The 23,363-nt window shown below is 68.4% G+C and carries 26 protein-coding genes and 4 pseudogenes; 18 read left to right on the forward strand and 12 right to left on the reverse strand.

What is annotated here, in order from left to right:
* Nucleotides 1–10: 10 nt before the first annotated feature.
* The 3 genes from TU31_RS12845 (at nucleotide 11) to TU31_RS12860 (ending at nucleotide 1,923) form a co-directional block, all read left to right on the forward strand.
* The gene (locus TU31_RS12845) at nucleotides 11–445 is read left to right on the forward strand and encodes a tyrosine-type recombinase/integrase (RefSeq protein ID WP_245698518.1); all 435 of its coding nucleotides are present in this window, start codon (nucleotides 11–13) and stop codon (nucleotides 443–445) included.
* Complete coding sequence (locus TU31_RS12850; protein WP_042153502.1) at nucleotides 445–771, forward strand: helix-turn-helix domain-containing protein; 327 nt, start codon at nucleotides 445–447, stop codon at nucleotides 769–771. Before TU31_RS12845 ends, TU31_RS12850 begins: the two co-directional genes overlap by 1 nt.
* A 582-nt stretch (nucleotides 772–1,353) precedes the next feature.
* Complete coding sequence (locus TU31_RS12860; RefSeq protein WP_052718920.1) at nucleotides 1,354–1,923, forward strand: site-specific integrase; 570 nt, start codon at nucleotides 1,354–1,356, stop codon at nucleotides 1,921–1,923.
* Between the two features lie 200 nt (nucleotides 1,924–2,123).
* Here TU31_RS12860 and TU31_RS12865 read toward each other — a convergent pair whose 3' ends face one another.
* A complete protein-coding gene (locus tag TU31_RS12865; protein WP_042153509.1) occupies nucleotides 2,124–2,429 on the reverse strand; it encodes a DUF1330 domain-containing protein in 306 nt (101 codons plus the stop codon).
* Nucleotides 2,430–2,617: 188 nt separating this feature from the next.
* On the opposite strand from TU31_RS12865, the gene TU31_RS12870 reads away from it, so the two are divergent.
* Nucleotides 2,618–3,520: a LysR family transcriptional regulator gene (locus TU31_RS12870; RefSeq protein WP_042153512.1), complete on the forward strand. Its 903-nt coding sequence runs from the start codon at nucleotides 2,618–2,620 to the stop codon at nucleotides 3,518–3,520.
* An 84-nt stretch (nucleotides 3,521–3,604) separates the two neighbouring features.
* A pseudogene (locus tag TU31_RS36770) lies at nucleotides 3,605–3,893 on the forward strand (transposase family protein); the annotation flags it as partial.
* 139 nt (nucleotides 3,894–4,032) lie between these two features.
* Here the strand turns inward: TU31_RS36770 and TU31_RS12875 are convergent.
* A complete protein-coding gene (locus tag TU31_RS12875) occupies nucleotides 4,033–4,596 on the reverse strand; it encodes a GNAT family N-acetyltransferase (protein WP_042153515.1) in 564 nt (187 codons plus the stop codon).
* Nucleotides 4,597–4,888: 292 nt separating this feature from the next.
* Between TU31_RS12875 and TU31_RS12880 the strand changes: the two genes are divergently transcribed.
* The gene (locus tag TU31_RS12880) at nucleotides 4,889–5,416 is read left to right on the forward strand and encodes a hypothetical protein (protein WP_158894417.1); all 528 of its coding nucleotides are present in this window, start codon (nucleotides 4,889–4,891) and stop codon (nucleotides 5,414–5,416) included.
* Nucleotides 5,417–5,713: 297 nt separating this feature from the next.
* Here the strand turns inward: TU31_RS12880 and kilB are convergent, their stop codons facing one another.
* Both kilB and TU31_RS12890 read right to left on the reverse strand, forming a co-directional pair.
* On the reverse strand, nucleotides 5,714–6,184 hold the full coding sequence (gene kilB / locus TU31_RS12885) for a plasmid transfer protein KilB (RefSeq protein ID WP_042153521.1): 471 nt from the start codon (nucleotides 6,182–6,184) through the stop codon (nucleotides 5,714–5,716).
* Between the two features lie 555 nt (nucleotides 6,185–6,739).
* The gene (locus tag TU31_RS12890; RefSeq protein WP_245698519.1) at nucleotides 6,740–7,462 is read right to left on the reverse strand and encodes a helix-turn-helix transcriptional regulator; all 723 of its coding nucleotides are present in this window, start codon (nucleotides 7,460–7,462) and stop codon (nucleotides 6,740–6,742) included.
* Nucleotides 7,463–7,592: 130 nt separating this feature from the next.
* Here TU31_RS12890 and TU31_RS12895 point away from each other — a divergent pair, with 130 nt between their 5' ends.
* The 5 genes and pseudogenes from TU31_RS12895 to TU31_RS36775 all read left to right on the forward strand — a co-directional run.
* Nucleotides 7,593–8,150, forward strand: coding sequence for a DUF2231 domain-containing protein (locus tag TU31_RS12895; protein ID WP_042153935.1), 558 nt, complete (start codon nucleotides 7,593–7,595; stop codon nucleotides 8,148–8,150).
* A 70-nt stretch (nucleotides 8,151–8,220) separates the two neighbouring features.
* Entirely contained in the window at nucleotides 8,221–8,649 is a 429-nt protein-coding gene (locus tag TU31_RS12900; RefSeq protein WP_042153522.1) for a hypothetical protein, read from the forward strand.
* Between the two features lies 1 nt (nucleotide 8,650).
* The gene (folE, locus tag TU31_RS12905; RefSeq protein WP_181018589.1) at nucleotides 8,651–9,301 is read left to right on the forward strand and encodes a GTP cyclohydrolase I FolE; all 651 of its coding nucleotides are present in this window, start codon (nucleotides 8,651–8,653) and stop codon (nucleotides 9,299–9,301) included.
* Nucleotides 9,302–9,352: 51 nt separating this feature from the next.
* The gene (locus TU31_RS12910; RefSeq protein WP_042153524.1) at nucleotides 9,353–9,709 is read left to right on the forward strand and encodes an ArsC/Spx/MgsR family protein; all 357 of its coding nucleotides are present in this window, start codon (nucleotides 9,353–9,355) and stop codon (nucleotides 9,707–9,709) included.
* A gap of 183 nt (nucleotides 9,710–9,892) precedes the next feature.
* Nucleotides 9,893–10,081, forward strand: a pseudogene (locus TU31_RS36775) (IS5/IS1182 family transposase); the annotation flags it as partial.
* A gap of 25 nt (nucleotides 10,082–10,106) precedes the next feature.
* On the opposite strand, the gene TU31_RS12915 reads toward TU31_RS36775, so the two are convergent.
* The 3 genes from TU31_RS12915 to TU31_RS12925 all read right to left on the reverse strand — a co-directional run bounded on the left by TU31_RS12915 (nucleotide 10,107) and on the right by TU31_RS12925 (nucleotide 11,679).
* On the reverse strand, nucleotides 10,107–10,319 hold the full coding sequence (locus tag TU31_RS12915) for a DUF4287 domain-containing protein (RefSeq protein WP_042153527.1): 213 nt from the start codon (nucleotides 10,317–10,319) through the stop codon (nucleotides 10,107–10,109).
* 62 nt (nucleotides 10,320–10,381) lie between these two features.
* Nucleotides 10,382–10,954 (reverse strand): dihydrofolate reductase family protein, encoded by a 573-nt coding sequence (locus tag TU31_RS12920; protein WP_042153531.1) that lies wholly within the window; start codon nucleotides 10,952–10,954, stop codon nucleotides 10,382–10,384.
* A gap of 164 nt (nucleotides 10,955–11,118) precedes the next feature.
* The gene (locus TU31_RS12925) at nucleotides 11,119–11,679 is read right to left on the reverse strand and encodes a dihydrofolate reductase family protein (RefSeq protein ID WP_042153533.1); all 561 of its coding nucleotides are present in this window, start codon (nucleotides 11,677–11,679) and stop codon (nucleotides 11,119–11,121) included.
* Between the two features lie 160 nt (nucleotides 11,680–11,839).
* Here TU31_RS12925 and TU31_RS12930 point away from each other — a divergent pair, with 160 nt between their 5' ends.
* The 3 genes from TU31_RS12930 (at nucleotide 11,840) to TU31_RS12945 (ending at nucleotide 15,178) form a co-directional block, all read left to right on the forward strand.
* Nucleotides 11,840–12,484 carry a TetR/AcrR family transcriptional regulator gene (locus TU31_RS12930; protein WP_042153535.1) on the forward strand — a complete coding sequence of 215 codons (645 nt, stop codon included), beginning with the start codon at nucleotides 11,840–11,842 and terminating at the stop codon, nucleotides 12,482–12,484.
* A 360-nt stretch (nucleotides 12,485–12,844) separates the two neighbouring features.
* Nucleotides 12,845–13,468, forward strand: coding sequence for a type 1 glutamine amidotransferase family protein (locus TU31_RS40590; protein ID WP_042153539.1), 624 nt, complete (start codon nucleotides 12,845–12,847; stop codon nucleotides 13,466–13,468).
* A gap of 459 nt (nucleotides 13,469–13,927) precedes the next feature.
* Nucleotides 13,928–15,178, forward strand: coding sequence for a carboxylate-amine ligase (locus tag TU31_RS12945; RefSeq protein WP_078885737.1), 1,251 nt, complete (start codon nucleotides 13,928–13,930; stop codon nucleotides 15,176–15,178).
* Here TU31_RS12945 and TU31_RS12950 read toward each other — a convergent pair.
* From TU31_RS12950 to TU31_RS12965, 4 genes are all read right to left on the reverse strand, one after another.
* Complete coding sequence (locus tag TU31_RS12950) at nucleotides 15,104–15,805, reverse strand: 2OG-Fe dioxygenase family protein (protein WP_042153940.1); 702 nt, start codon at nucleotides 15,803–15,805, stop codon at nucleotides 15,104–15,106. The genes TU31_RS12945 and TU31_RS12950 overlap by 75 nt on opposite strands.
* A 120-nt stretch (nucleotides 15,806–15,925) precedes the next feature.
* Nucleotides 15,926–16,972, reverse strand: coding sequence for an iron-containing redox enzyme family protein (locus TU31_RS12955; protein WP_042153540.1), 1,047 nt, complete (start codon nucleotides 16,970–16,972; stop codon nucleotides 15,926–15,928).
* The gene (locus TU31_RS12960; protein WP_042153543.1) at nucleotides 16,969–17,235 is read right to left on the reverse strand and encodes a CDGSH iron-sulfur domain-containing protein; all 267 of its coding nucleotides are present in this window, start codon (nucleotides 17,233–17,235) and stop codon (nucleotides 16,969–16,971) included. The genes TU31_RS12955 and TU31_RS12960 overlap by 4 nt, the downstream gene beginning before the upstream one ends.
* On the reverse strand, nucleotides 17,219–17,899 hold the full coding sequence (locus TU31_RS12965; protein WP_042153544.1) for a HemK2/MTQ2 family protein methyltransferase: 681 nt from the start codon (nucleotides 17,897–17,899) through the stop codon (nucleotides 17,219–17,221). Before TU31_RS12965 ends, TU31_RS12960 begins: the two co-directional genes overlap by 17 nt.
* 1,043 nt (nucleotides 17,900–18,942) lie before the next feature.
* On the opposite strand from TU31_RS12965, the pseudogene TU31_RS37980 reads away from it, so the two are divergent.
* The 4 genes and pseudogenes from TU31_RS37980 to TU31_RS39685 all read left to right on the forward strand — a co-directional run.
* Nucleotides 18,943–19,119: pseudogene (locus TU31_RS37980) on the forward strand (IS256 family transposase); the annotation flags it as partial.
* 421 nt (nucleotides 19,120–19,540) lie between these two features.
* A complete protein-coding gene (locus TU31_RS12970; RefSeq protein WP_042153546.1) occupies nucleotides 19,541–21,409 on the forward strand; it encodes a virginiamycin B lyase family protein in 1,869 nt (622 codons plus the stop codon).
* Nucleotides 21,410–21,872: 463 nt separating this feature from the next.
* A pseudogene (locus TU31_RS40445) lies at nucleotides 21,873–22,007 on the forward strand (IS630 family transposase); the annotation flags it as partial.
* Between the two features lie 4 nt (nucleotides 22,008–22,011).
* Entirely contained in the window at nucleotides 22,012–22,254 is a 243-nt protein-coding gene (locus tag TU31_RS39685) for a hypothetical protein (protein ID WP_052718921.1), read from the forward strand.
* Between the two features lie 483 nt (nucleotides 22,255–22,737).
* On the opposite strand, the gene TU31_RS38545 is transcribed toward TU31_RS39685, so the two are convergent.
* Nucleotides 22,738–22,896: a hypothetical protein gene (locus tag TU31_RS38545; RefSeq protein ID WP_158894420.1), complete on the reverse strand. Its 159-nt coding sequence runs from the start codon at nucleotides 22,894–22,896 to the stop codon at nucleotides 22,738–22,740.
* Between the last annotated feature and the right edge of the window lie 467 nt (nucleotides 22,897–23,363).

Genomic DNA, 23,363 nt, shown 5'->3' on the forward strand with positions numbered 1-23,363 from the left:
CGCGCCAAGCTTGTCGACGTTCAGCTTCGGCTCGCCGCCCAAGCGCCGCAGCGTGCTGACCGTCTGGCAGTGGACGCCGGTCGTCATCGAGGAGTGGGTCACCGAGGTGCGTCCCGGGATGCGGCACGCCCACGGGCCCGCGCTGTGGCCCTCCGAGCGGGGGCTGCGGGTCGGGCTCCGGCGGCTGGACTCCCGCTTCGCCGCCTACCGTGACGCGCTCGGCCTGGACCCGGCGCTGGAGTTCCACTCGCTGCGCAGGCCGTACATCACCCACCTGATCGAAGACGGCTACGATCCGCTGTTCGTCCAGCAGCAGGTCGGCCACGAGTACGCATCCACCACCGCGATCTACACGTGCGTCTCCTCCGACTTCCGAACCCGCACCCTTCGCCGGGCCCTGGACGCCACCGTTGAGGCCGCGATGCGGCCGGGAAGGACTTCGTGATGTCCCGCCAGATCACCTACCGGTGGCGCCTGCGCGAGCTGATGGCCGCCCGCGGCACGTTCACCGTCCCCGAGCTCATGCCGCACCTGGCCGAACCCGGGATCACCCTGTCCGCCTCCCAGGTCCACCGCCTCGTCTCCGGCACCCCCGAGCGGCTGTCCCTGCCGGTGCTCGCCGCGCTCTGCGACCTCCTCGACTGCACAGCCAGCGACCTGATCCCGACCAGCGCCGAGAACGTCCGCCTGCGCCGCACCGCCGGACAGGACGCACCGATCAACCTCGCTGCCCGTCGGCCGACACGGGTCCGGCTCACCGACGAGGGGTGACTGACAGGCTCACCAACATTTTGGAGGACGGCACCGGCCGCCCCAACCCGCGCCTGCTTCCGCTGCACGACCTGCTGGTCGGAATGACCGGCCCAAGGGCCGCCTCGTCTGGCTGAACAACCCGCAGGTCCCCGCGCTGCTGAGGGACCTCGCCACCGGCAACATCGCCCTCACCCACGAGGCGATCCAGCAGGTGCCGAACTGGCGGACCGCCGCCTACCCGCGCGACCTGCTCATGGAATGCGGCGTCCTGCCCCGGCAGGACCGCCGGATCCTGCTCTTCCAACGCTGGCTGGCCGAACGCCTCGCGGCGACCACCAATCCCGAACACGAGCAGCTCCTGCGGCACTTCGCCCACTGGCACCAGCTCCGCAAGCTGCGGGCCAATGCCGACGTCGGCCCGCTGAGCGTTAGCACCGGCAGCAGACCACCCAGGCTGGTGCCTTCCTCACCTGGCTCACCTGCCGAGGCAGCACTCTGGCGGCGACAACCCAAGCTGATCTCGACGCCTGGCACACCGAGAACTACGCCACCCGCCGCGCGGCACAACCCTTCTTGCGCTGGCGCATGGACACACGCCGCATGCCCCGGCTGACGATCCCCTACCGTGCGACGACCAACCCACAACCCATGGGCCGGCACCAGCGGTTGACCGCCCTGCGGCGTGTCCTCGACCACGACGCCGCCCCGCTGAGAAGCCGGGCCGCCGCCGCTCTCGTCCTGCTGTTCGCCCAGCCCCTCACCCGCATCGTCTGCCTCACGACCGACGACATCCTGGACGACGGCCAGCAGGTCCACCTCCGGCTCGGAGCCCCGCCCTCGCCTCTACCTGAGCCCGTCGCCGATCTCGTTCGGGACTACCTCCGCTCACTCCCGGCCCACACACCAGCGGTGAACCTCTCCGCCCACTGGCTCTTCCCCGGCCGCCGCCCGGGCCAGCCGGTGAACACCTCCACCCTGCGCGACGCCCTCCGCGACCTCGGCATCCCCAATCAACGCGCCCGCACCTCCGCTATCCGACACCTCGTCCTCCGAGCCCCAGCCCCCGTCATCGCCAAGGCCCTCGGCTACCACGACAAAACGGCCACCCGCCTGGTCACCGAAGCCGGCGGCACCTGGAGCCGATACGCCCCTGGCGACCACACACGGTGACAAGACTTCCGCCATCCCAGAGGAATATGCGACTCCTCAACATGCGGGCCTACCGGCTCAACCCCAGGGATCAGGCCGTTTCGAGGACGTCGACGAGGAACTGGGACGCGGGGCATCGCTTCGAACTCGTCTCGTGAGTCGTCGTTCAGCACCGTGTGCGTATCAGGTGACGGATGCTCAGCGATGGCTGCGCCCGCCGGTCAGTCGATGCCTTCGATGATGCGGAAGTCACGCTCGACGCCGTCGGGGAGGGCCACCAGCGCCTTCTGGTATGCCTCGCTCTCGTATGCCGCGACGGCCTGTTCAAAGCTGTCGAACTCGATCAGAACGACGCGTTGCGTGATTCCGGCCTCGTGGGCGACGACTCGACCGCCACGGGACGGGATCCGGGACAGGGTGCGCCCGCCCCCAGCCTGGACAGCCGGACCGGCCAGCTTGTCGTAGGCAGTCAGCGCCTCAGGGTCGGAAATGGCGGGGTAGACACTGACCCAGTAGCCCTTAGCCATGGAAACCTCCTGTATTCGGCCGGACACGTCCGACTTCGAATTGACACTCAGATCGATCGATCCCGGCGACGGGTACCGCGGTCAGTCGAACCGTCATATGCGCAGGTTAGGGCTTGACGTGGGGTCGAGGGAAAGATCAATACGGGATAGACTCAGAACGAATCGTTATCAATCGGCAGGGAGGGCACGTGGCGCCGGATACGGTGAGCCTGCGGTACTTCCTGGTGCTGGCGCAGGAGTTGAACTTCACCCGCGCGGCCGCACGGATCGGTATCGCGCAGCCCGCACTCAGCGCCCGGATGCGCCGATTGGAGGCGGAACTCGGTACGGCCCTGCTGGTCCGCAACACGCGTAGCGTCGTATTGACCACGGCCGGTGCGGCTTTGGCGGAGTCCGCGCCGCCCGCGCTGGCGGCGCTGGACCGGGCATGGGACACCGCCCGGAGCGCGGCGGCCGGTGAACTGGGCACGCTGCGCATCGGATACAGCCTCAGCGTCGGGGCCGAGACGGCACCGGCCCTGGTGGACAGGCTGATTCGCGGCAACAGCGGACTCGAGGTCCGTGCGGTCCCGATGGCGACACCGGAGATCTCCCCCGCGGTTGCCGACGGCCGCATCGATGCCGGGATCACCCGCGGTGAACAGCCGGGCCGTGGCGTGCGCCGGTTCCTGCTGCGGCGTGCGCGCATCGGGGTCCAGCTGGCGCAGCACCATCCGCTGGCCGAACACCCGGAGATCGAGATCGCCGACGCGGCCGCGTATCCGCTGCGACTCCCGGACCGTGCGGCCAACCCCGTGATCCACGATCAGCTGTCCGCACTGTTCCGAGACACCCGACCACACCCCCGATTCCACACACCCGCAGTCTCTTTCGACATGTCTCAGCGCGACCTGCGCGACGGGGTCACCCTCGCCCCGGCCGGAGAAGCCGCGGTCACGGCACAACCGGCCGGTCTCACCTGGCGACCGCTGCGAGGCGCGCCCAGTCTGACGATCCACCTGGTCCTCCCACGCGAGCAGTCGCCGCTACACCGCCGCATCCGTGCCGTCGCCAAAACCCTGGCGCACGAGCTGCACTGGCTGCCGGACTGACGCGCAAGAGGTCAAGCGAGACGGACGCCTGCGGTGGCGAGGCCGAAGACCTTGCGCCCGGCCGACTTCGCGGTGATGACGACGGCGGTCCGCGAGCACGGCATCGTCGACGCACTCGCCCGGCCGATCTCAAGTGCTGGACTGACAAGGCATACCAGGGCGCCGGCCGCCCTGTCCGCGTTCCGTTCAAGGGACCCCACCTCAAGCGGTGGCAGCGTCGCCACAACACCACCCACGCCAAGATCCGGTGCGTCGGCGAGCAGGCCATGGCCACGCTCAAGGGCTGGCGCTTACTACGGAAGTGCGCTGCAGCACCAACCGGGTCACAGGCATCGTGAAGGCCGTCCTCGCCCTTCCTCTCATGTCAGCGTGAGAGTGGGAAGAGCTCACTCCAGAAGGGAGACCGGGGATGAATCGCGCGCCCACCGTACGGCCAGCAGCGGACCGAGGCGACCTGGCCCATAGGAGGGTCCCGGATACCGCCTGGTGACTCGATGCCGCGCAAACCAGAGCTACTGCTGCTTCCACTGCTCCTTGGTGATCTCGTACCGTACGCCTCCGTGCTCGGAACCCTCGATCATCTTCATGTCGGAGGGGGTGGGAATGGTGTCCGTGAGCGTCATCCCGAGCTTCTCCATGATGTTGCGCGAACCGTGGTTCACGGACATCGTCTCGGCCCAGACCATGCGCACACCGAGCTCAGTGAATGCCTTCGCCAGCAAGGCTCGCGAGCCCTCGGTCGCATAGCCCTTGCCCCATGCCGCCTGTCGCAGTCGGTAGCCGAGTTCGGCTTCGTCCACCGGGCCCTTTGGTTGTGGACGGGAGTGGAACCAGCCGATGAATGCACCGCCGTCCTTTTCGTGCGCGGCGAAGAGCCCGAGTGCGCCGTCCCACCGCTCGTAGCCGGCAAGGATGCGCGGCAGGTATTCCTCTCGGACGACCTGCGGCGCGGTCGGCTGGCCGCCGGTCAGGTATCGCATTACCGCCGGGTCGCTGTCCAGCTCGATCAGGAGGTCGGCGTCATCGGCAGTGAAGCGCCGCAGGACCAGACGTTCGGTCTCCAGATAGGTATCCATGAGTAGATCATGGCTGGATCAAGCCGGGCAGCCCAGCGGTTTTCCTCGGAACCTCGAGAACTCTGCTGCTCCAAAGGCCGCACTACGACGCCCCGTAATCCCCTAGGCCGCATGAACGCAACCTCGCCCAACTCGACGGTGAGCATTCTCCGCTTGCGCGCTGAGGTGAGAGTGGAAAAAGCTCACTGTCGCCGAAAGGGTGAACGTTGGTTGTTCATGGGTGAGTTGAGCTGTCGTGGACAGTGTCTGGAAGCCCGTCTTTCGTCGGGCACACTCTGACCCGAGGAGCGCTATGACGCGTCGTCCGATCAAGGCTCTTATGGCTGCGATTGCCATGGCAGTGGCCCTCACGGCCGGTTCCACGGCCAGCGCCTCCGCCGTGGCGCCGACATCCACGGCACGCGCGGAGCCGTCGCTTCAGTGCGGAGAAAAGATGGTCAACTACAGCGAGGGCCGTTGGACCTACTCTGAGGCGCGCCTGTGTCTGCACACGGACGGCGAGTTGGTGCGGCCCGTCTTGGAGGTGGAGGCGTGTCAGTACTACTGGGGCGCCGCCTGGTACAACGCCGGCAATGCGCACAAGTGCAAAATCGACTTCGCCTTCACGGTTCTGGGGCCCGACGGCAATGTTGTGAACTCAGGCACGGCCGAGGGCGACGCCACGCCGAGCGCAGAGATCTTCGGCGAACCCAGTCGCTGCGCAGGCTCCGGCACCTACCAGATCAGGGGCAGGTACGTGCAGCATGGTCCCTACTGGAGCGAAACGTCCCTGGATAGCGGTTTTCGCGCGGTGAACATCGACGTGCCCTGCGGGGGATAGTGCCCTTCAGGCCCTCCGGCGACGCTATCTGCCTGCGGCCCCGTCCCTCCGGGCCCGGGGCCGCAGCCGTTCCCGTCCAGAGAATCCCGACGCCACCAGCAGGGGATCACCACATCCGTGAAGCCGCAGAACCGTCTCGCTTCTCGGCGATGGTTGCGGCGTGGAAGGCGAACCAGTGCTCGATAGCCTGAAAATCGGCGCGTTCCTCAGCCCCGACTGCCCGGGCGCACGAGTGTTGTAGGCCGTAGGGGAGCGGCACGACCGGACGGCCAGGACGCCGGCAGTGGTCGCCCTCAGTCAGCGGTTGTTGGGGCTCAGCAGCGTGGCAGCCGCGGCGATGAAGGCTACGGATGCTTCCTTGGCCGCATGCCGCCGGGCGTCCAGCTCGGTGCGGTCGGTGGCCTTGCGCAGCGCGTACGTGGCATCTGCGGCCTGCTGTGCGGGGCCGGTCAGCTCGGGGACCAGGACCTGAAGGCGGAGGTGGGGTGCGGTGATTGCCGCCCGGGTGTCGTGGGACCTCGTCTGGGCTTCCAGCTGGTGCTCGGTGCTTGCCTCGGTGAGGGCCAGACGCTCCCGATGGAACATCGCCGAGCGGTGCGCGTCCAGGGCGGCAGCGAAGTCGGTGACGGCGCCGAGCTGGTCTTGGCGGTGGCTGTCGGCGCGCTCTTCGGCGCGTGCGGTACGTGCCGAGCGGTGCTGGAGGAGTCCGGCGGTCAGGGCGCCGGCGAGGGTACCGAGCACGGCAACGATGGAAGGCCATATGGACATCGGGTGTTGGGTCCTCTCGGGTAGTCGGTTTCGGTGGTGAGGCCGGCGGACGGCGAGGTACGCGGCGGCGCCTTCGGTAGCGGGGTTACGCCTGCGGCGCTCCAGACCTACCTGGTGGTCAGTTTGCGAAGTGGGTCAGAGATGAGGAGTCCGGAGCCGTGATCACTTGCTCCGAGCCGACCGGAGTGGCATGGCTCCCTCGTCTTCGCCCACGCCCTCGCTCTCCTTATCCGATGCGCAGACTCCGACGCGGAGACGGTGGCACCGGCCGACGCCAAGAAGGGCCCTGGTGGGTGTCCGCAAAGTCCCGTCGTTCGCCCGTAGGGCGGGGCTCGCGGCGTCCGGTGCGTTCGCTCGCAAGGCAGGGAGTGCCCTGCACCTGCTACAGCTCGCCCTGAACTGCCTGCATCAAAGGTCGTTGAGCACGGCTCTGGGCATCAATCAGGGGTGATCGACAACACGTCGGAGAGCCCGGAGGATCCGAGTACGCCAGCGAAGACGGTCGCAGATGACCAGGTCTGATGAGGTGGCGGACTGCATGGTGTTGCTCGTGCATTACTCCCTGGTGGGGCCGAGCTCGACGCAGCATTCCCCCGGGCGGGGCGCCAGTGCAGCTTCCACGCCCCTGACCTCGAGGCCCTGGAGGTAGCCGGCGATGAAGGCGTGGTTCATGCCGCACACCAGGTCGGGGGCCTTGGCCGCCAGGGGGTGGAAGGGGCAGTTGCGCAGCCGGAGCTGGGTGGGCGTTTCTCGGACCGGCTCGAAGCCGTGCTGGTCGAGCATCCGCTCGCAGACGTTCAGTCCGCGTTCTGCGCCGAGCCGGCCGGGGCGTGCTTGCTCCCGCTCGGCCTCGCCGAGTTCCCGGCCGCGTCGGCCGGCCGTTCGCACAGCGGCATGGGCTGCGGTTTCCCCGTCGTCCTCGGTCAGGACGGCCTCCAGGAGGAGACCGGCCAGCAGCTCGTGGCGGCGGTCGGGGATGCTTACGCGGATTTCGTTGTCGGTGGGTTCGTAGACCTTGGGCTGGCGGCCGACCTTCCGGATCCCGCCTGGTGAGGCGTACCGGGCACGCAGCAGGCCGGCGTCCACGAGCTTGTCGAGGTGGAACGCGGCGAGCTTGCGCGAGATGCCCACGCTGGCGGCTGCCTCGTCCCGGGTCACGGGACGGCGCTCCCGCCGGATGAACGCGAACATCTGCCGCCGGGAGTCCTCATTGAGGACGCTGACGGACTCGATGTCGGCGTCACGTGCGGGAGTCTGCGGAGTCATGTCGGAGGCCACGTCTCCACAATAACGCGCATATCGGCAGGTGAAACCAGCGAATCTTCACGAGTTGCGGGGCGGAACCGGGTCGCTTGACGCCCCTCCGGAATAAGACCAAGATTGATTGGTGAAACTGGAGGTGGTCGGCATGGCTGATCCGTTGGCTGATCCGCTGGCTGAGCGTGCCAAGCGGCCGGTGAGCGCCGCCTTGGCCGGACCGTACGGGCACCCGTTCCATCCGATCTTGGTGACCGTCCCGATCGGCGCGTGGGTGGGCAGCCTGGTCTTCGACATCGCTTCGCACCTCGTGCACGATCCGGCCTTTCTGGCCCAGGGCGCGATGTGGTTGATCGCGCTCGGGGTGATCGGCGCTCTGGCCGCGGCGATGGTCGGTTTCCTGGACCTGTTCGCGATCCCGCCCGGGACCCGGGCGTTCCGTGTCGGTCTCATGCACATGACGCTGAACCTGCTGGTGACGGCGGCGTATGCCGGGAACTTCCTGTGGCGGCATGCAGGCGTGGGGCCGACGGGCAGCGTCGGGGGCGGGGTGCTCGCGCTGAACGCCGTGAGCCTGGTCGTCCTGGGCGTCGCGGGCTATCTGGGCGGGAAGCTCGCCTACCGCTACGGGGTGCGCGTCGCGGACGAGATCACCCGGGCCGAGGGCTTCGCCCCCGCTCACAGCCGTCCGGACCGGCCGACCGGCTGACCACTTCTGTCCACGCGGTCGCGCGCAGCCGTGGCCGCTTGGCCCACCAACGACACAACAAGGAGTCCTCATGGACATCGCCGCACTGATCGCTTGGGTGATCACCGCTCTCGGCGGCTTCTACATGCTGGGTACCTGGCTCTCACGAGGCGGAGCCCGGGGTGGAAGAAGCCGGCTGCCCGTCCCGGTCGTCTTCGGGCACTTTGCGCTGGCCGCGGCCGGCCTGGTCGTCTGGATCGTCTACCTGATTGCCGACAAGGACGTACTGGCCTGGACCGCCTTCGGCCTGCTCGTGCCCGTCGCCCTGCTCGGCTTCGCGATGCTGGCGCGTTGGATTCCCGTCTACCGGGCCCGTTCCGCCGCCCCCGCCGCCGCGGGGGCGCCGTCCGAGCCCGCCGAGCGGTACTTCCCCGTACCGGTGGTTGCCGGGCACGGGCTCTTCGCCGTCATCACCGTCGTGCTGGTCCTGCTGACGGCCCTGGGCATCGGTGGCAGCTGAGATGACCCACCGCCCTTCCACCGCCGTGCAGCTGACGCCCGGCGATCCGGAGATACCGATACCCGCCCCGGCCGCGCTGCGCGTCGTCCATGAAGTCGACGGCATCGACCTGGCCGCGGCCGAACGTGCCGCGGGGCAGTTCCTGGAGGCCCTCGGGATCTCCACCGAGTCCGAGAGTCTGCGCGGGACCCCCGGCCGTATGGCCCGGGCCTACGCCGAGCTGTTCAGCCCCCGCCCGTTCGAGCTGACCACCTTCCCCAACGACGAGGGTTACGACGAGCTCGTCCTGGCCCGCAGCATTCCGGTGCGCTCGGTGTGCGAGCACCATCTGCTGCCGTTCGTAGGCACCGCCCACGTCGGCTACCTGCCCGGCCGGCGGATCCTGGGGTTGTCGAAACTGGCCCGTGTGGTCGAGCACTTCGCCTGCCGTCCTCAGGTCCAAGAGCGCCTCACCAAACAGGTCGCCGACTGGCTGCAGACCCAACTGGAGCCCAAGGGCGTGGGCGTCGTCATCGAAGCCGAACACACCTGCATGACCCTGCGCGGCGTCCAGGCCACCGGCTCCAGCACCCTCACCTCCACCCTCCTGGGCACGCTGCGCAGCGACGCCCGATCACGCAGCGAATTCCTTGCCCTGGCCGGGCTCACCTGACACGGCCCTGCGGGGCGCTGCTTCACTCGAACGAACCGAAAGACCGACCTCATGGAAATCTGGATCAACCCCGCCTGCTCGAAATGCCAGTCCGCGCTGTCGCTGCTTGACGGGGAAGAAGCGCAGTACGTGGTGCGGTACTACCTGGAAGAGCCGCCGACTGTGGAGGAGATCGACGCGGTCCTCCAGCGTCTGGCGCTGGAGCCATGGGACCTCACACGCATCGGCGAACCGGCCGCAGCGGAACTCGGTCTCGCGGAGTGGCCGCGCGAAGCGGGAGACCGTACCCGGTGGATCGAGGCGCTGGCCGCCCACCCCTCGCTGATTCAGCGGCCGATCATCACCGCCGACGACGGCACAGCGGTGCTGGGCCGGTCACCGGAGTCGGTGCGATCAGTCCTGCCGTAGCCCGGGGCATCTCCAGCGCCTGCCGCGGACCGGTGAACCGCTGTGCGGGGTCGGGCTGTCGCTCAGCCAGGGGGCGGCCACCTACGTCCTGTCTGATGGTCAGTGACGGCCGGGACGAATGGATCGTTCTGGGCGATGTGAGGCGGAGTGATCTACGAGACGATGAGAGGGTTCGGCGGAAGCCGCACCCGCCCAAGCGCGGGCGGCCGACCCTGTGGCTTTGACCAGCGAACCTACCGTCGCAGGAACGAAGTTGAACGCATGGTCTTGGCGCTCAAGGTGTTCCGGGCGTTGGCCACCAGATACGAGAAGCGGGCGTGCGTCTTTCACGGCACGCTCACCGTCGCGGCGATCCGGCTCCGGCTCCGCCCATGGCCGCCGCGGCCCTGGGAGGGGCTCACATACCGGCGTCTTCGGCGAGGGTGTGGGCGACCAGGGCGTTGGCGTGGCCGTGGCCCAGGCCGTGTTCAGTCTTCAGCCAGCTGACGAGCTCCATGTGCTTGGTCAGGGGGGAGGAGCGGATGAGATCCTTCCATTCCGTGATCGGGCGGCCGTACTTCTTCTCGATGGAGGGGAAGTAGCTGGCGGGGCCTTTCGCTGCAGCGGTCATGTCGGGGTTCTGTCCTTCTGTCCGTGTGCTGCCGGTGGCGTACTTCGGGTGCGGGAGCTTTGTCAGCGGACGACGTCGAAGACGTTTTTCTGCAGGCCGTTGGCGTAGACCTCGTGCTCGACCAGCTTCAGCTTCTGGGTGTCCTTGTCCGTGGTGCTGAACAGGCGCTTGCCCGCGCCGAGCAGGAGCGGGAAGACCAGCAGGTGGTACCGGTCGATCAGGCCGGCGTCCGAAAGGCCCTGGTTCAGGGTGGCGCTGCCGTGGACGATGATCGGGCCGCCCTCGGTCTCCTTCAGTGCGGCGACCTCGTCCAGCGAGCGCAGGATCGCGGTCTCGCCCCAGTTCGTCACCAGGTCGTCCTCGGTGAGAGTGGTGGAGACGACGTACTTCGGCATGACCTTGTAGTCGGCGAAGTCCTCCATGTCCGGCCACACCGGGCTGAACGCCTCGTAGCTGGTTCGGCCCAGCAGCATCGCCGTGGCGTCCTTCTGCTCCCGGCCCTTGATGTCGAACGCTTCGGGGAGGAACTCGATGTCCTTGAAGGTCCACCCGGAGTTCCGGTATCCGGGCTCGCCGCCCGGGGCCTCCACGACGCCGTCGAGCGAGATGAAGGCGGTGCTGATCAGGGTACGCATCTTGAGGTTCCTCGGTTTCTCGTGCCTGGGTGCAAGAAGGTTCAGTCGGTGCATGCTTCGATCACACTCGTTGCTGCGGTGCACCACCGCGATCTCTGACTGCTGACCACGGAGAAACTCATCGGTCATTGCCCGCCCCACGGGGCGGGCTTGAGCGGAACGGCCTAGTTGGCCCGTTCGTGACGGAGGAGAACGACCTGGGAGTCGAAGGTCCTGGTCTCGGTCAGGGTCAGGTCGAACCGCTGCTGCGGGGTGGTGAAGACGGGCTTGCCGCCGCCGAGCACGACGGGGTGGACGAAGATCTGGTATTCGTCGATCAGCTGGTGTTCGGTGAGGAAGCCGGCCAGCGTGGAGCCGCCGAACAGCAGTAGGTGGGCGCCGCTGTCCTTGAGGGTGGTGAGCTCCTCGATGACGTTGGTGTTGATGACGCGGGTGTTCCAGTCGGCCTCGGCCAGCGTCGAGGAGACGACCACCTTCGGTGCCTTGCGCCAGACGGGCGCGAACGCGAGGTCGTGCTCGTTTGTGGAGAACTCCTCGGCGCGGGGCCAGTAACCGGACATCATGTCCCACACCACACGGCCGTACAGGAAGATGTCGGTGCTGCCGGTGAGGGCCTGCGAGTAGGCGGACAGCTCGCCGTCCATGCGGGGCCAGTCGAACTCGCCGTTCGGGCCCTCGATGAAACCGTCCAGCGACTGGTGCACAAAATGCGTGATCTTGCCCATGAGAAGCGGATCCCCCTGATGAAAGAGCGTCCGGCGGGTCGACGGCCACTCATTGTGTACGATGTCCACATTCGGCGGGTGTGGCGATCCGCACCCCCGAGTGATCACGCAGGAGCCTAGACGACCTAAGTGGATGCTGTCCACATTGGAGGCAGCGGCCATGACAGCAGCCGAGAGCAAGAAGCCGAAGCGGGACACCTACCGCCACGGCGACCTCCGCAACGCACTGATCGAGGCCGGCCTCGAACTCGCCCGCCAGGGCGGGCCGGCAGCCGTCGTGCTACGCGCCGCCACCCGGCAGGCCGGAGTCGCCCCCAACGCCGCCTACCGGCATTTCACCGACCGCAACGCACTGCTCCACGCCGTCTCCCAGGCCGCCATGGCCCACCTCGCCCGCACCATGGAGGCCGAGCAAGCCACCTTGCCGCCGACATCGGGGACGACGGCTGCCGCCCGTGCCCGCTTCCGTGCCGTCGGCACCGGCTACCTGCGCTTCGCTCAGGAGGAACCCGGCCTGTTCCGCACGGCCTTCCACGTCCCCGACGACATGACCCACGCCGCCGCCGACACTGCCGCAGGCACCGCCGGCAAGACCCCCTTCGAACTCCTCGGCGCCGCCCTCGACGGCCTCGTGGAGGCTGAACTCCTGCCCGAAGACCGCCGCCCCGGTGCCGAGTTCCTCGCCTGGTCGGCCGTCCACGGCCTGGCCGCCCTCCTCATCGACGGCCCCCTCCGTGGGCTCCACCCCACCCAGGCTCACGACGCCGGCCAGCACGTCATCGACATGATCGAACGCGGCATCTGACACCTCATCAAGCAGAAACCCTGAACACCCTCGACCCGGCAGGCAGGCCCTAGGCGGATCCCGATTTCGGGGCGTTCGGGTGATGATGTCGGCCCCTGGCGGTCCAGAGCCCTTCACCAGGCGATGACTCTGATGCCGAAGGAAGTGGCCTAGAGCAACGGCTGGGAAGGAGTCTGTCTTGTCGGACGCGCCCGGATGGGTGGGCATCGGGATGAGTGCGCTGGTATTCGGTGTCGGCCTATTGGACAAACGTCGCCAGGACCGTCGCTCCGACGAGCAAGAGCGGAAGCAGGACCGTCGCTTCGAGGAGCAAGAGCAGAGGCAGGACCGTCGCTTCAGGGAGCAAGAGCGAGGCAGGAGGTGAGAGACGCCCGCCAGGCGATCACCAACATCGTGTCGTACTGGACGAGCCGCCAGTTGGGCACTGAGTGGGTGGTAAACGACATGAACCGTGAGGCTCTGCTTGCGAGCGTCAAGCGGTGGCGCGAGGTACTTGCTGCGGATCGGGCACGCCTTGTTACCCATGGGCACCAGGGCACCTCGCGTGCGCATGCGCTGGCGAGTGAAGCCGTGGACGCCGCGAAGGCGTTCTTGCAGACGGTGACTCCGCTTGTCGACAGGCACCCGGGTGTCCCCGGCAATGTCTGGAACGAATCTGACCGCCGGGCCCTAGAGGCGGCGATCAAGCCTTTCCAGGTACGCACCAATGAGGCGGTGAGGAAACTGGTGCGCGCGCTGCAGCAGACCGTGCTCGACGCCGACATGGTCCCCCTGGTCATCGCACCGGCCGGCGGCAAGTTGGACGCGGGCGGCGATCCGATCACGGTGCAGCGCACCTTCGCCACCGCCCGCTCCATCGAGTTCGACGCCCTCGTGCTCGCCGGGGCCCCCGGACCGGCAAGGACGCCTTTGCCGCCCGTGACGCCAAGGCCGGTGATCCCGCGGCGGCGGACCGGACCGAGACCGACCCCCGGGTCCGGCTGATGCTGTCCGAGACCTACCGCCACGGCAAGGAACTCGGCGGCTGGGCCGGCGCCGAGGACGCCCTCCATGCCGCAGGTGTCCCCACTGACGCCCCGGCGTAGTCATCGGCAACGACGGTCCGGCACCCTGGATCAGATCTCCCGGCTTCTCGGCCAGCACCGTGTGGGGAGCGGTTCTCCACGCATGTCCAGGGTTTGGCGAGTTTGTCGCTTGCCGCCCCTGGCTCCTGGAGTCGCGCCCTGGCCGGGTACGGCGTAGACAGGAGAAACCGGAGCGAGGAGGCACCATGACGGTGAATGTCATCGAGAGTTCCGGTGCCACCGCCTGTTCGGCGGGATCCAGGGCCGCGCCGGGCGAGAGCGCGGGTCGGAGGGGCTGCTCGACCGGGCCTTTTGCCGGTCCTTCCCGTGGCCGTCTGCCCGGAACAGTGGCAGAGAGCCGGCAGGGGCCGGAGGGAGGATGACCAGCGGGCCGTGCCCCGGAGCGGGGCCGACGGGCCATGCCCCGGCTCCGTTGCTGGGCGTGGAGGAAGAGTTCTTTCTCATCGATCCAGGCAGCCGGGCGGTGTCATCGCTGGGCAGCCGGGTGGTGGCGCGCGCCCGGGCGGCGGTGGGTGACCTCGTTTCGGGGGAATTCGATGAGTGTCAGGTCGAGGTGAAAACGCCGCCCCGCCGGGAGGGCGCCGCCCTGTACGACGAGCTGGTCGCTGTACGAGGGGCCGCCGCAGCAGCCGCGCGGGCCGAAGGGCTCGGTGTCTGTGCTTCCGGTACTCCGGTCATGGGGCGCCAGGGCCCGGCAGTCGTCGGGGACCACCCGCGCTACCGGGCCGGCCTGGACCAGTTCGGGACCTTGCTCGACGGATTCACCATCTGCGCCGCACACATCCACGTGCACATGCCCGACCGAGAGACGGCGGTGCTAGTCGGCAATCACCTTCGGCCGTGGCTGCCGCTGCTCGTGGCGATGAGCGCCAACTCGCCTTTCCTCGACGGGCGGGACATGGGGTATGCCAGCTGGCGCACCGTTATCAGAGGCCGCTTCCCAGCCCTGGGGCCCCCGCCGTACGTCGATTCCCTGGACCACTACGAGCGGCTTACCGCCGCCCTCCAGGAATCCGAGGCGATGCTGGATGCCGCCATCCCCTTCTGGGACGTACGACCCAATCCCCAGTTCCCCACCCTGGAGATCCGGGTCATGGATGTCCCGGCGGAGGCGGCGGACACCGTCGGCCTAGCGGTCCTGATCCGGGCCCTCGTGGTGACGGCCGGCGCGCTGGTGCAGCGCGGCCACACCGGCCCCGAAACCTGTGGCGAACTGGTGCGTGCCGCCTACTGGCGAGCCGCGCGCGACGGGTGGTCCGGCAAGGGGGTCGATGCGCTGACGGGCCGGATCCTGCCCTGCTCCGTGCAGGCCGCCCGGCTCGTCGAGCATGTCCGACCCGCGCTGGAGGAGCACGGGGATCTCGACCGGGCCGTCGCCTTCCTGCGCCGCCTTGCCGAGCGGGGCTGCGGAGCTCAGCGTCAGCGGATCTCGTGGCGCCGTCGTGCACACCTGGCGGACGTGGTGGATGATCTCGCGCGGCTGACGTTCGACGAGGAGAGCCACTGGGAGGGCGGCCATCGGGAGGCGTCACCGTCAGGCCGGCGTGAGCGTGGTGACCAGCACGTCCCGGTGCGCGGGCCGGGACGGATCCAGCGGACGGATGGGTGACACGCCGTGCAATGTGTGGCGATCGTCTGACAGGAGCAGGCTCGCGGGTTCGTCCAGAGTGGTCGCGAGCAGTTCGGGCCCGTCCGGAGCGAAGACGGTGCTCCGGCCCCCGGTCGCATTGTTGCGGCCGACCAGCAATGAAGAGACCAGCGTCACTCCGTCGCGGTGCCGGCCCTCCGGAGTCGGCTGCCCTTCGTCGTCGACTGTGGCGAGGACCCGGAACGGATGCACCTTCGCGATCCAGCATGCGCCGGAGTCCAGGGCGCCCGCGACGTGGCCGAGAAGCGACACCACCGAGCGCAGCAGTGGGTCTGCCACAAAGGCGTCGGTCAGCGGTTCGAAGTGCCGGTCGACGTCCACGTAGAGCGGGTTGCTGCGATCCGGCTGCATGAAAGGGGTGTCCGGCAACTGGGCCATCTCTCCGGTGGCGGGGGTGAGCGAGAACTGTCCGTAACGGCGCAGCCGGCAGGTGCCGCGTTCGGCGGCATACCGGTCCTGGGAAAGGTCCTCCCAATGCGAGGCGAAGCGCGCCCACTCCTCCTCTCCGGAGCCGAAGTGTGCCCTCACGGTGGCTGCGGGCATGAGGTGGACGCCGGTCGAGGCCAAGGACTCGCGCGCCGCTGCCACGGCGGGCGGACACTCCTGAAAGGCCGTGGTCTCCGCCGGACCCCAGAACCTTTCCGTACTCTCGTCCATCACACCCTCCTGTCGTCCTTTCGCCAGGCTCTGCCGATGAGGACGCAGCTTTCAGGTCACGCTCCGTGCGGGCTTGCGGGTGCGGACGTGCGGCAACGGTGCCGGCAGTGCGCTGCGCTCCTCGCGCCAGGCGGCAAGGAGATATGTGGCAAGTCGGTCCTCGAGAAGTGTGGTGGCGCCGATTCCGAAGGCGACATCGGGTTCCAGATCCGGCTCGTCCTTCAGCAGACCGTCGATCACTTCTCTACGGACGATCTGTTCATGGACGGCGTCGGCTTCGACATGCTCGTCGTAGAACCTCTCCGCAGCGGGGCCTGCACCGGTGCGGCGCATGGCTTCTGCGAGGCGTCGTGATCCTGGCGACGAGGTCACCTCGACCGCGGCGAAGTGACCGACCAGCGCCCCGCGCAGGGACCGATGCAGTCCCAGTAGGGACATGAGATTGACGATGGCGAGCGTCTCCGCGGGCGCCACGTCTACGTAGTGCCCGTACGCAGTTTCCAGGGCGAGGTCTGCCATGAGGTCGGCGAAGAGCTGGGCGTGGATGTCCTCGGCCCGTCCGGCACCGAACTCGTCGAATTCGATGGCGGCCATCCCGGCCTTGGCGCGGCCCCGCAGACGAGGGAGGACCCAGGCGTGCGGGTCGGCTTCCTTCAGGTGGTACAGCGAACGCAGGGCCGCGTACTCCCTCAGCTGCCACAGCCGGCCCTCACGTTTCACGTAGTGACTGACGCTGCTGCTGTCGTCGGCGGGCTCGATCAGCAGGCCCGCCAACGCCTCCTGCGCGCCGAGCGCCGGGACGTCAGCCCGCAGGGCCCGGAGGAACGCTTCCTCCAGGTAGCGCCGCACCGACAGAGGTGCAGGAGCCCATTCACGGTCGTCGTCCACGCCGTCGAACCCCTGATAGTGCAGTTCATACAGCACGTAGAGGGCGAGCTGGAGATCTGCCCCGTACGGGCCCTCACGCTGGACCTCCTCCCGCGTCGGCAAGGGCCCCTCCCCGATGCGGAGCCACGAGATCACCGTGTCCGACAGGTGGCCGCGCGGTCGCGGAAGCTGCGGCTTGCCGGGCCGGGCGGCTCCAAGGTCGGCCTTCATCGCTGGTCGCCTTCGGCGCTCCGGTCGGCTGCCGGGCAGTCGGCGCCGGCGGCGCGGTCGGACGGGAGCTTCGAACGATTGCGGTGGCTGGTGTCGCACCAGGGGTAGCTGCGGCTGCGCCGGCACATGCAGATCGCAACGGTGAAGCGCCGGGAGACGGCTACTGCACCGTCGTCATCGACCACTTCCACCGGCCCCTCCACCAGGAGCGGGCCGTTTCGGACGAGGGTGATGCGGCGTGGCCGCTCAGGATTGCTCGGCACGGATGATCACCAATTCCTCGGTGTCCTGGACCTCGTCCAGCAGGCCCTGGCACCGCAGCCAGGCCAGCCGGGAACGCAGAATCGGACCGAACGGTATGACCGCGCGGTCGCTGACCGTAGCCCGCAGTCCCGCGGATGTCAGGCGTTCCAAGGTGTCCTCGGTGCCGCACAGTCCGGAATGGACCATGAGCAGGACGCCACCAGGGCGGAGCGCGCGCGGCGCGGCGTCGCAGATCCGGTCGACGAGCAGCCGCCCGTCGCGTCCCGCGTCCCAGGCGCGAGCCGGCCCCCGGGGCGTCTGATTGCCGGGTGCCGGGACGTAAGGCGGATTGCTGACGAGCACGTCGAAGGAACGGCCGCCGACAGCTGCGGTCAGATCGCCGCGACGCACGGTGACGCGCTGCCGGGAGAGCCAGGCGTTGATCCTTGTGGCCAGGACTGCCTGCCAGGAGATGTCGACGGCAGTGACCAGAGCGCCACACCGCGCCGCTCCCACCGCGAGGGCCCCACTGCCCGAACCGAGGTCCAGGAGCTCGGTGCCGGCGCCCACACCTTCGCGATACAGGGCGCGCAACAGGAGTCGTGTGTCGTGCTGCGGAAGATAGACACCGGGAAGCGTCACCAGCGGACGCAGGCCAGGGGCCGTGGCCGGCCACGTGCTCATACGGCACCTCCGCTCCGAGAGCCTGATACGAGGATCTGGATGGGTCCGCGTGCGTCTTCTTCAGCCTGCTAGCTATTCGAGCCCCTGGCCACCCGGCGGCGGTGTCGTGGTCATGAGGGCCATGCCTGCGCCCCTCTTCCGGCAATGAACCGGGCCGCGCTGAGGTGCAGTGCCCGAGCCTGGAGGTATGGGGGCCGGCGAGTGCTGCGGTAAACGCGATCGTCGAGACGCGATGGTGAACGCGGCCCGTCACGAGCGACGACGAGAAGGAGGCATGCTGGGCACGGCCGGTGAGCCCGCGCGTCCCCTGCAGGGAGGACGCTGAGGCATAGAGGTCTCGGCGCGCAGATTCTCTGAGCGCACTCGCTGATCACGGTCGGCTTCGTAAGACACATGTGGGCGGGCGCAGGCTGGGCCGCGGGGACCGAACGCTGTGCAGGCGAGGTCGGGTGAGGCCCTCGCGCTGGCTGTCTTCGCCCGCGCTGAGCGGCCGAAAAAGGACGACGTAGCTCCTGGTCGCCGAGCCCCCGGCACGCCATGGCCAGGACCGCGACGCACCGACCTGGCTCCGACCGCTGCTCGGTGGCGCGGCAGTCGATGCGATTACCGGCGATCGCCGTGCCGTAAGGGGGTGGCAGTCTGCGGAGAGGGCTTCGAGGAGGTCGCCGACCTGGAGTGCGGGTAGGGCGCGGACGACGTCGGCTCGAGTGGGCATGCCCTTGAGTTGTCGTCGCTGCCGCTGAATCAGGGCGATGATCACCGCGGTACCGGGGATCAGCCGGCGAACGGCCGTCATCTGTGCCGAGCGTTCCAGGCCGACGGGCCGGATGTCGCGTGGGCAAATCGATCGGCGGGACGCTTGGCCGGTTACGCGGAGTGGGCGGAGCCGGGCGCCGGCGGCCTGCTCCATGGCTCCCGCCTCGGCGGGAGCCGCGGTCAGGGACTTGTCGGCCCCCGGGACGCGGCGCTTGGTCCAGCGGAGCGAAGTCGACGCCTGTGGATCACTCCTGCCGGAAGGAGGCGCACCTTCCCGCTGCGGGGTATTCGACTTCCCGGCCGAGCACTGGATCCCCTTGCGGACCACGAATCCGGTCGAGTCGACCCTCTTCACCGTCCGGCTGCGGACCCGTGGCACCGCAGCCCTGGCCATGGTCTTCAAGCTCGTCGAGTCCGCCCAACAGCGGTGGCGGGCGGTCAACGCGCCTCACCTCGTCCCCCTGTTCAGCTCCACGTTCCGGGCCACATTGCGCGCCAGTTCGTCCTCTCCAACGACGTGCCCGGGTGGGGCTGTGTGTTGGTCTGTCCGGGTGATAGTCGGGTCAAGACGGTGGTGTTTCATTGGCCATTTCGGGTTAATGGTGGTGACCGTTATCCGGTGGGTTGCCCATCTCTCCGGGGAGAGATGGGCAACCCCTGCGGTGCGCCGGTGCGTGGTACGTGTCGGTGTGTCCTCTCTCTGTCCCGGTGTGCAAGCGGTGGTCCGGCGCGCGTATACCGGCGCCGTGCGACGCGGGCCCCGGATGGGAGTTCTCGGGCGGCCCTCTCAGCTGAGAGAGGTTTGTCATGGATCTGACTACAGGTTGGTGGGGAGCTCCGGCGGTGGCCGGGGTTCGGCCGGTTGTACCGGCCGGTGAATCTGAGGTGGCCGCTGTACGGGGGCTTGTGGCCGCGCCGTTCAGTGCGGCGTTCTCCACGGTGACGATCCCGGCGGGCACGACCCCGCTGGCGGTGGCCGTGGCGCCGAACGGCAACGTCTACGTCGGCAACGCCAACTCCAACAACGTCACGGTGATCAGCAGCACCACGAACACCGTCCTGGCCACCGTCCCCGCCGGCTCAAACCCGGCCATGATTGCGGTGGCGCCGAACGGCAACGTCTACGTCACCAACCAGAGCTCGAACAATGTGACGGTGATCAGCAGCGCCACCAACACCGTCCTGGCCACCGTCCCCGTCGGCGGGGGCCCGTTCGCACTGGCGGTGGCGCCGAACGGCAACGTCTACGTCGCCAACAGCACTTCGAACAACGTGACGGTGATCAGCAGCGCCACGAACACGGTCCTGGCCACCGTCCCCGTCGGCGCGGTCCCGGACGCGGTGGCGGTGGCGGCGAACGGCAACGTCTACGTCGCCAACCGGAACGCGAACACCGTGACGGTGATCAGCAGCGCCACGAACACCGTCCTGACCACCCTCCCCACCGGTGGTTTCCCGGGCTATGCGGCGGTGGCGCAGAACGGCAACGTCTACATCGCCAACCAGACCTCGAACAACGTGACGGTGATCGACAGCGCCACGAACACGGTCGTGGCCACCGTCCCCGCCGGCACGGTTCCGGGGGTGATCGCGATCGCGCCCAACGGCAACGTCTACGTCACCAACACCGTTTCGAACAACGTGACGGTGATCGACAGCGCCACGAACACGGTCCTGGCCACCGTCCCCACCGGCGGGGGCCCGTTCGGGGTGGCGGTGGCGCCGACCGGCAACGTCTACGTCGGCAACAGCAATTCCAACAACGTGACGGTGATCAGCAGCACCACGAACACCGTCCTGGCAACCGTCCCCGTCGGCGCGTTCCCGTTCTCGGTGGCGGCGGCGCAGAACAGCAATGTCTACGTCACCAACGCCAATTCGGCCAGCGTGACGGTGATTTCGCCGTTGACGGTGACGACCTCGCCGGCGTCGCCGGTGTGCGGGCAACCGGTGACGTTCAGCATTTCCGGGGGGACTCCGAACGGGACAGCGGTGGTGAACTTCGGGGACAGCAGCCCCACGGTCACCGTCCCCCTGGACGCCACCGGGAGCGGGCAGACCACCCACACCTACACCGCCGGTACGTTCACCGCGACCGTGAACGGCAACCCCACCCCCGTCACCGTGAGCCCCAACCCCACAACGACGACGCTGTCGGTGACGCCGAACCCCTCCACCTGCGGGCAGAGCGTGACCGTGTGCGCCACCATCACCCCGGCACCAGCCACCACCTCAGTGCCGACCGGCACGGTCACCTTCACCCTCCCCAACGGCCAGACCCAGATGGTCCCCGTCAACGCCTCGGGGCAGGCCTGCTTCACCACCACCGCCCTGACCACCGGCACCCTCACCGCCGCCTACGGCGGTGACAGCTGCTTCACCGGCTCCACCGCCAGCACCCCCGTCACCGTGAACCGCACCCCCACAACGCTGACCGCGCAGCCAGGCACGATCCGGCTCCGGCTGACCCCGCTGCCCGAGTTCTACATCCCCACCCTCAGCGCCACTCTGACGACCACCTCGGGGATGCCGGTGGCCGGTCAGCCCGTGACCTTCACCGCCACCACGATCTTCGGCCCGGTCAACCTCGGCACCGCCGTCACCGACGCCAACGGCACCGCCACCATCCACAACGCCGTCGTCCCCGTCTTCGCCATCGCCACCCCCTTCTACACCGCTACCTTCCCCGGCACTGCCTGCTACACCGCCGCCACCGCCCACGGCATCCTGCTGTTCATCCCCCTCCCGGGCTGATCTCACTGGCTCCGAAACCCCCACCTCACCTGGTCTGCTGCGACGGGAGGAACATACCGTGGCCCAACTGGACGACCTGGCAGACCAGTTGAGGGGTTCGGCGACACGTGTGGATTCCAGAGGCGGGGCTCCGGCCGTGAGGGCGGCTCCAGCATCGGCACGGTGATCCAGCAGGCCACGACGCAGGAAGGGCGGCAGAACAACCCGACTCCGCGCTCGCGAGCTGCGATTGGAGGGCGCCACAGCGACGGTGATGACGGCAACGACGGCACACCTCGGCTGCCGACCGGCCACTCTGATGGCACAGCCTGGAGGAGCGGGAGGCCTGCGTGGGAACTCTCCCGACCCTGCTGATCCACAGGTATCGACAATTGCTCCCGCCCGGCTAGTGCTGTGACCACATGGTCCGCCGGGTTGGCGATTGGATGGGCGGTGACATCCGTTTCGCCCCCTGGGGGATGTGGTGGCCGAGCCTGTGCGGGTGCCCAGACTCACCGATCAGGAAGGGCAGAGGCTGCAGCAGATCGTGGGCCGGGGCACCAGCTCGGTGCGCTATCGCCGGGCGATGATGCTGCTGGAACGAGGAGGGCGACGAAGAGGCGGTGCTGCCGGCCACCAGCAACACCCTGTGCCTGCTGGCCCACCGAATCGGGCAGCTCACCGAGCAGATCCAGGAGCTGGAACGCCGCCTGGTCCTGCTCGCGGAACGCCACGCGCCGCAGTTGCTCACTGTGATGCGCATCGGCCCGGGCACGGCCGTCACTTTGCTGATCACGATGGGGGCAACCCGGAACGTCTGCACAGTGAGGCGTCCTTCGCCGCGCTGTGCGGGGTCAGCCCCGTAGAACGCTGCCTCGGGCAGTCGACAGTACCGTCGCCTCAACCGCGGCGGAGACCGTAGAGCCAATGCCGCCCTGTATCGGATCGTGCAGCCCACGGCTCCGGTTCGATGCACGTATCCGCAACTACTACGAGCGGCGCATCGTGGAGGGTAAGACCCGGCGCGAGATCATCCGCTGTCTCAAACGCTATGCCGCCCGAGCAGTGTTCATTCTGGTCCGGTCTGGCATCGGGCCCCGCGAAGTGGCTTAAGAACTCCTAACGAAATGATCTTCAAGTTGGTTGGAGCACTCCGGGGCTGATGATCCGGGGTGTGGGGTGGCTCGGCCGAAGCTGGGGGAGTCGCCGACGAGCTGTGGGTCGTGCATGCTGCGCCGAATGGAACGACCGCACCACTCGCCCCGCGCCTCTGCCGGAAGCTTCTTTTGGGCTGATCGGGGTGCTTAGGGATGGGGCGCCGGGCCCATGGTCCGTGGCGGTCAGTGCGGCTACGGTGCCGGCTTGAACGTCACCGTCGCATCCCGGCAGCCGGCCGCGATCGTCCGCAGGGCCCTGGCTTCGGTGGCGTCGACGGTCAGCTTCCAACGGAGCTTCGCGGTGACCCAGTCGGTGGCGTAGGTGCAGGTGGCGTCGTTGGCGGGTGGCATCCACTCGGCGGGGTCCTTCTCGCCCTTGGTGCGGTTCGGGCCAAGCTGACGGCCACCGGGCTGAGGTCGGCACCCAGGTCGTTGGCATACCGCTGTCGTCAAGGACGGCTTCGTCAGCGATCTGCGCGCCGAGAAGCCCCCTCACCATCGAGCCATAACCCCTCGCCCGCGCCGAGGCGTTCCGCGACGCGGGATCGGGCAATGCGGCGGCCGTACCCAAGCCCTATCGAACCCCACCCACTTCGGCATCGCCGGATACCGGTCGCACGCGCCCGGGCCGAGGCACTGCGCGACGGATGACCCCAAACGGGCGAGGGGGCCGCCGTAGCGGGTGGCGAAGATCTTCCCGTCCTTCAAGTGGGCGATGGCCCGTTCGACTGCGGCCCCGAGCGTGTTGACGGAGCTCCCGTAGCCGGTCCACCCCGCTGAATAAGACTCTTCGTCCCGGTCGACGACGGCTTCAACCG

Origin of the sequence: Streptomyces lydicamycinicus (assembly GCF_000829715.2) — a bacterium.
GTDB classification, from domain to species: Bacteria; Actinomycetota; Actinomycetes; order Streptomycetales; family Streptomycetaceae; genus Streptomyces; species Streptomyces lydicamycinicus.